Below are 5535 nucleotides of genomic sequence, written 5' to 3'. Positions count from 1 at the left end.
CGAGAACCAAAAGATGCGGTCGCCAATGGAAACAAAGGTTTCTTTGACCGTGAACGTTCTGAAGAAAGTTGTCTCAGTATCCGAAGCCCTAAATGCCAAGCGCAAGCATCATAAGCATTGTGGTTGCCGGCAGGATGAAAGCAATGAATTCAGAACCCCACTGCTTTAGCTGTGGGAGTATCAGATCATGGGTTGGGAATAAATTATCTTTCCAAGACTTGGTCAGATAGTACATATATATGTCCATCAATAACAAATGAAACGATATATACCCCAAGTTACTAGCACATTTTCTATTACTTCTGTGATATTCACTCATTTTTACTAGAAAATAGACGATAAAACAACCCATAAACTATACCCCACATATAGTGATACTGTAATCACAAAAATATTAAAGGAGTGTTTTATTGTGGGTTGTCAAAGAGAGCGATTTGATCATGACAGACGTAATGATCAGTGTATTAAAGATATAGTTAGAAGGATTTTAGAGGCACAACGTGAGGCTGTTGATGAATGTGTCACAAGTTGTGAAAATTCTATCGAAGACCTATTATCACGGAGAGTAAGAAGACGGAGAGAGGACACAACGATTCCATTCATGTTAATCTGTAAGGAAAGTTGTAAGCCTTTTGTTGGTGCTGGTTTTGTAAACAGAGATAGAGGAGAGCGGAGAGATTTTGAGTGTGTCGAATCTCCAATTTTAAGAGTAAGAGATTTTGTTAGAGGATCCAAAAGTTGTGTAAATGTTGAATTATTATTACCTGTTGGCCGCAGAAGAGACGGCGAACATCACGGTGAAGAGCATGGCAGCGAAGAACACAGCCACCACCATAAAGATTCATTTTGCGACAAATTCGGTCGTAGAAGAATTAGAAACTTCCGTGAAACAGGAGTGTGTATCACGTTAGACTTAGATTGCTTCTGTGGTATTACTTGCTTGGATCCAATCACACCGGAACCGTTATAAAAACGTTTAAAACTGCGCAAAAAGCGCAGTTTTATCTTTGCTTAGAAAATTATTAAATTCTCTAGTTATGGATAGATTTCGTTGCAGGAATAGCCACACGTCCGGCTCCAGCGCCTTTGTTCTTAATCTTAATAATACAAATTAAGGGAAAATAAAAAGAAATAGATGTATGCTAGGTCTAGTACGTCTAGTTAAGGAGTCCATATGAATATGTTTAAAGAACTAACTTCATTACAAGATATAGAAAATCTAATTTCAAACAATGAATTAGCATTTCTGTACATAACAATGCCAAATTGCAGTGTTTGCCATGGATTACAACCACAAATCGAGAGGATATTAGCTAACTTCCCTAAAATAGCTGCTTACAAAGTAGATGCTAGTAAAGTTACAGAAATTGCGGGACGCTTTAATGTTTTTACAGCTCCTGTACTACTTCTTTTTGTAAATGGAAAAGAATATATTAGAGAAGCTCGTTTTGTGCAAACTGAATTACTGCAGAATAAAATTACCCGCATATATAATAATCTGGCCAACTAATTTCTAGCTGACCAGATTTATCATTATTTTAATTCAAGATCATTGAAATATATTTCAATCGACTCATTATTTTCAGGCGGTGTCGTGTTGACAATCTGGCCAATATAATCAAGTGATAAACTGCTTAAATCTACGACTATAATAGAAGTTAAATCCTCTATGCTTCCCGTTGATGGCATGAAATACCATTTGCCATTTTTCACTTCCGCTTGCTGAATATCATATATTGACATATACGACTTGATATCATCTATTTCTAACGTATCAGTAACCTTTTTTGTTTCGGTATTAAAAGTAGATAGGGAAAGTTGATTATTTTTCGCATTTGCAAAATAAAGTTGATCCCCAATTTTTGAAATCGGAATTCCTATATCTTCTTTTTCGGAAATCGTAATTTCCTCAACATCCTTACTCTTAATATTATAGATAATTAATTTAGTTAACTCGCCAACTTCTTCATAATAATCTGTTTCCTCATCCATTTCTACTGGTGTTATTTTAAGCCCAGCTATAATTACGGAATCCTCATCTTTTATGACATTGTAATCACTATATCCTTCACCATCATCCGTATAATCTAATGAACCAATTATTTCTTCGTTTATTAGCTGCTCTTTCTCGATATCAAATGTATAAATATGCGCAGAAATATTTTCTACCATATCATTGCTCATTTCTGCATTTATAGTGATGATAGATAATTCTTTACCTTCAAATAAGACACCATATGATTCCACATACCAATAATTACCCCTGTTCGGTATTGGTAACGAAAACGAAACTGTATCATTTGTCTTTTTGTCCAAAACGGCAATGTCAAATTTATAATTATCAGCCGTCCAAAATTCATAAGGTGTAGCCCCATATGCTAAAACATCTTCATCTTCATAGTAATTTTGGGGCTCGTCGATTTTACCCCGCATAAAGTTCCGATGTTCCTTTTGTAACCGTTCAATATACACATCCGGGTAGTATCCTTGCAACCGTTTAACAAATGATTCATCCCGCAAATAAGTAGTCCCTTGGTTATCAATTCGAAACGGTTCAAAACTTAACATACCGTAAAATAAATCCCCGTTTATTACTAGTTCTTCAACCGCCGCATCATTTCCTTCTTTCTTTTCAAGTTTAAATTGAACAAAACTATTCGAATCTGTATCTGCCTTAATATAGAAAATGCCAACTACCACAACAATAAATGTAATTAATAAAATTGATTTCCAATACTTTCTCATGTCTTCCCTCCTTACACTGTCACTTTATTTTTCAATAAGTATCTGCTTAATATTAAGGAAGCACCAACAATAATAATCCACATGACAATTTGCACAATGAAAATTTCTGTTGGATACAAATAGATATATCCATATAGTAGTAGTTGCAGCGAGATCGGTAATGCAAATAAGACAAAGGCAATAACTGCATATAGTAATCCAAAAATTAGTCCTTTGATTCGATAACTTCTCTCAAATAAAATTACAGTGAATATAACTACAATAAACCCTAGTCCTAATCCGTATGCAATTAAAAATTCAACCAAACCCTGCGGAAGCACTATTGATAAATGCTTTGAAGCTGCAACAAGATCGACAACTCCAAGATCTTGCCTATACACTTTTGGAACTAACCATTTAACAATAGTCTTCTCTATATTTAGCAAAATGACTTGGTAAGCGACCAAAGCTAGTACAGTTAACATTATAGTTGTTGCTTTTGAAAAAAATATATTCATTCTTGATGTCGGAAGCATTAATAATCGGTAAATAAATGTATTTCTTGCAAACCAATCCCGGTACCATATAAAAAATACATAAAACATTAATGCCGCAACACCAATTGCTATCGGTCCCATAAACCATAAAGAATAAATGACATCCATCATGCTAAATGTGGAATACATGTCGATAAATTCATGCTGCGACATTCCTCCCTGAAGAACTGCCTTATTCGCTTGCATCATATAGGATCTAGCAAGGATGATCGTACCTATTATTTGAATGACAGCAATTGTAACGAGTAAGATAATAAACAATTTCATAAATCGATTCAATTCAAAATTTAATAACTTAAAGAAATTTTTCATAGTCGAAAAACCTCCCTCATAACATCTACAATGGACTTTCCTTGTTCCTCACGAACTTCCTCTGCATTAAATTCCTTTAACACAATACCATTATCTAGTAACACAACTTTATCAATTAAATGCTCAATATCAGTTATTTCATGGGTAGTGATAATAACACCACGATCTTCTATTAAATGAGATGTAAATACATTGGCAATTTGTTCACGACTGAAAATATCAATACCTGAAAAAGGTTCATCCATTAATACATAATCAACATCCAAAGCCAGTCCTAAAAGCAAATTAACTTTAGCTTTATTTCCTTTCGATAACTCAGCAATTCGATCACTTTTCTGTAACCGGAAAAAACTCAGTAACTCCTTGGCTCTTTCTTGATTCCAAGAATTATAATAATCATTCATAAATTCAAATGCATCTTGAATTCGCATCGTTGGAGGCATCGTAATGGTATCTGGTATAAATGTAATTTTTTCATAACTTCGTTTATTAATTTTTTCACCATCGATTAAAATTTCCCCACGATTTATTGGAGTCAAATTCATGATTGCATTCATAACAGTTGTTTTACCGACACCATTGACTCCGATGAGACAAGTTATTTCACCTTTTTGCGCGGTAAAAGAAACCCCTTTTAATACTTGTTTTCTCCCAAAAGACTTATGTATATCTTTTACTTCTATCATGCTATTCCCCCCTATTCTGTAATCCCTTTTCGTAATTCTTTTCTATAAGCGGAATAAGTTCTTCTAGTGGAATATTCAATGTATGAACAGAAGTAATAAAATTTTGTATCGCTTCTTCTAACAAACCATCCCGTACATTTCTAATTACCGTTTCGTCTTTTGTAACCTTACTTGGCATATTTCCCTCAGTAAAAATCAATCCCGCTTCCTCCATTTCTTTATACGCTCTTTGCACTGTATTTGGATTAATCTTTAATCGACTTGCCAATTCTCTTCGTGAAGGTATTTCTTCCCCTAATCCCAATGCTCCACTTGCAATTTGCTCCTTAAAATATTGAATCACCTGTATATACACTGGGGTACGACTATCTAGTTTTAAACGCATTTCATCACCCCTACCCTAACAAAATTAATTACCATTTGTATCATCCACTTAATACATAGGAATTAAAAAAACATCCAACCCAATCCATGTGTATTATTTAACTCATACACTCACTGTATTATACGTGTAATACAGATGAACTGTCAAGATAATTTTTATCATGCAAGCAAAAATTTTTATTGTTTTTGCCTATCGTATTATACTTATTCTATCGTAAGGGGGAATGCTATATGAAACTAGTCTCATGGAATGTTAATGGACTTAGAGCTTGTGTAAGAAAAGGTTTTTTGGATTACTTTAACGAAATAAATGCAGATGTTTTTTGTGTACAAGAAATTAAATTACAACATGGACAAATAGATTTAAATTTAGCCGGCTACGAAAAATATTGGAATTATGCAAGTAAAAAAGGATATTCAGGAACAGCTGTTTTTACCAAACATACACCTATTACCGTTCAGTATGGGCTTGGTGAATATGATGAACATCCTGAAGGCAGGATTATTACTTTAGAATTTGATGACTTCTTTTTAGTAAATGTATACTCTCCAAATGCTCAACGTGACTTAGCCCGACTGTCACTTCGACTTGAATGGGAAGATGATTTATACCACCATATTCTGATGCTTGAACAACAAAAGCCAGTCATATTATGCGGGGATTTAAATGTTGCCCATAAACCAATTGATATAAGAAACGCAAAAGCAAATGAAGGTAATTCCGGTTTTACAATAGAAGAAAGAGAAAAATTTTCACGTTTACTTGAGGCAGGATTTGTTGATTCTTTACGGTACTTTCAACCTGATACGAAAGGGTTATATACATGGTGGTCGTATATGAAAACTGTAAGAGAAAGAAATATTGGCTGGAG

General features: G+C 34.1%; 7 protein-coding genes. 3 read left to right on the top strand and 4 right to left on the bottom strand.

Annotated features, from left to right (window positions below; genetic code table 11):
• Positions 1 to 412 precede the first annotated feature (412 nt).
• Both ACPYKA_RS18225 and ACPYKA_RS18220 read left to right on the top strand, forming a co-directional pair.
• Positions 413 to 970: a CotY/CotZ family spore coat protein gene (locus ACPYKA_RS18225; protein WP_479543629.1), complete on the top strand. Its 558-nt coding sequence runs from the start codon at positions 413 to 415 to the stop codon at positions 968 to 970.
• A gap of 210 nt (positions 971 to 1180) precedes the next feature.
• Positions 1181 to 1510 (top strand): thioredoxin family protein, encoded by a 330-nt coding sequence (locus ACPYKA_RS18220; RefSeq protein WP_479543628.1) that lies wholly within the window; start codon positions 1181 to 1183, stop codon positions 1508 to 1510.
• 23 nt (positions 1511 to 1533) lie between these two features.
• Here ACPYKA_RS18220 and ACPYKA_RS18215 read toward each other — a convergent pair whose 3' ends face one another.
• Genes ACPYKA_RS18215 through ACPYKA_RS18200 form a run of 4 tightly spaced genes read right to left on the bottom strand, consistent with a single transcriptional unit; the run spans position 1534 to position 4664 of the window.
• Complete coding sequence (locus tag ACPYKA_RS18215; RefSeq protein ID WP_479543627.1) at positions 1534 to 2745, bottom strand: hypothetical protein; 1212 nt, start codon at positions 2743 to 2745, stop codon at positions 1534 to 1536.
• An 11-nt stretch (positions 2746 to 2756) separates the two neighbouring features.
• A complete protein-coding gene (locus tag ACPYKA_RS18210) occupies positions 2757 to 3593 on the bottom strand; it encodes a hypothetical protein (RefSeq protein ID WP_479543626.1) in 837 nt (278 codons plus the stop codon).
• Positions 3590 to 4279: an ABC transporter ATP-binding protein gene (locus tag ACPYKA_RS18205; RefSeq protein WP_479543625.1), complete on the bottom strand. Its 690-nt coding sequence runs from the start codon at positions 4277 to 4279 to the stop codon at positions 3590 to 3592. The genes ACPYKA_RS18210 and ACPYKA_RS18205 overlap by 4 nt, the downstream gene beginning before the upstream one ends.
• Position 4280: 1 nt before the next feature.
• Complete coding sequence (locus ACPYKA_RS18200) at positions 4281 to 4664, bottom strand: GntR family transcriptional regulator (RefSeq protein WP_479543624.1); 384 nt, start codon at positions 4662 to 4664, stop codon at positions 4281 to 4283.
• 230 nt (positions 4665 to 4894) lie between these two features.
• Here ACPYKA_RS18200 and xth point away from each other — a divergent pair.
• Positions 4895 to 5535, top strand: a 641-nt coding sequence (gene xth, locus ACPYKA_RS18195) for an exodeoxyribonuclease III (RefSeq protein ID WP_479543623.1), incomplete at its 3' end; no start/stop codon positions are given.

The sequence above is a fragment of the Pseudogracilibacillus amylolyticus (SeqCode) genome (assembly GCF_051918545.1).
Classification (GTDB): domain Bacteria; phylum Bacillota; class Bacilli; order Bacillales; family Amphibacillaceae; genus Pseudogracilibacillus.
This window is presented reverse-complemented; position numbering and strand designations above follow the sequence as displayed.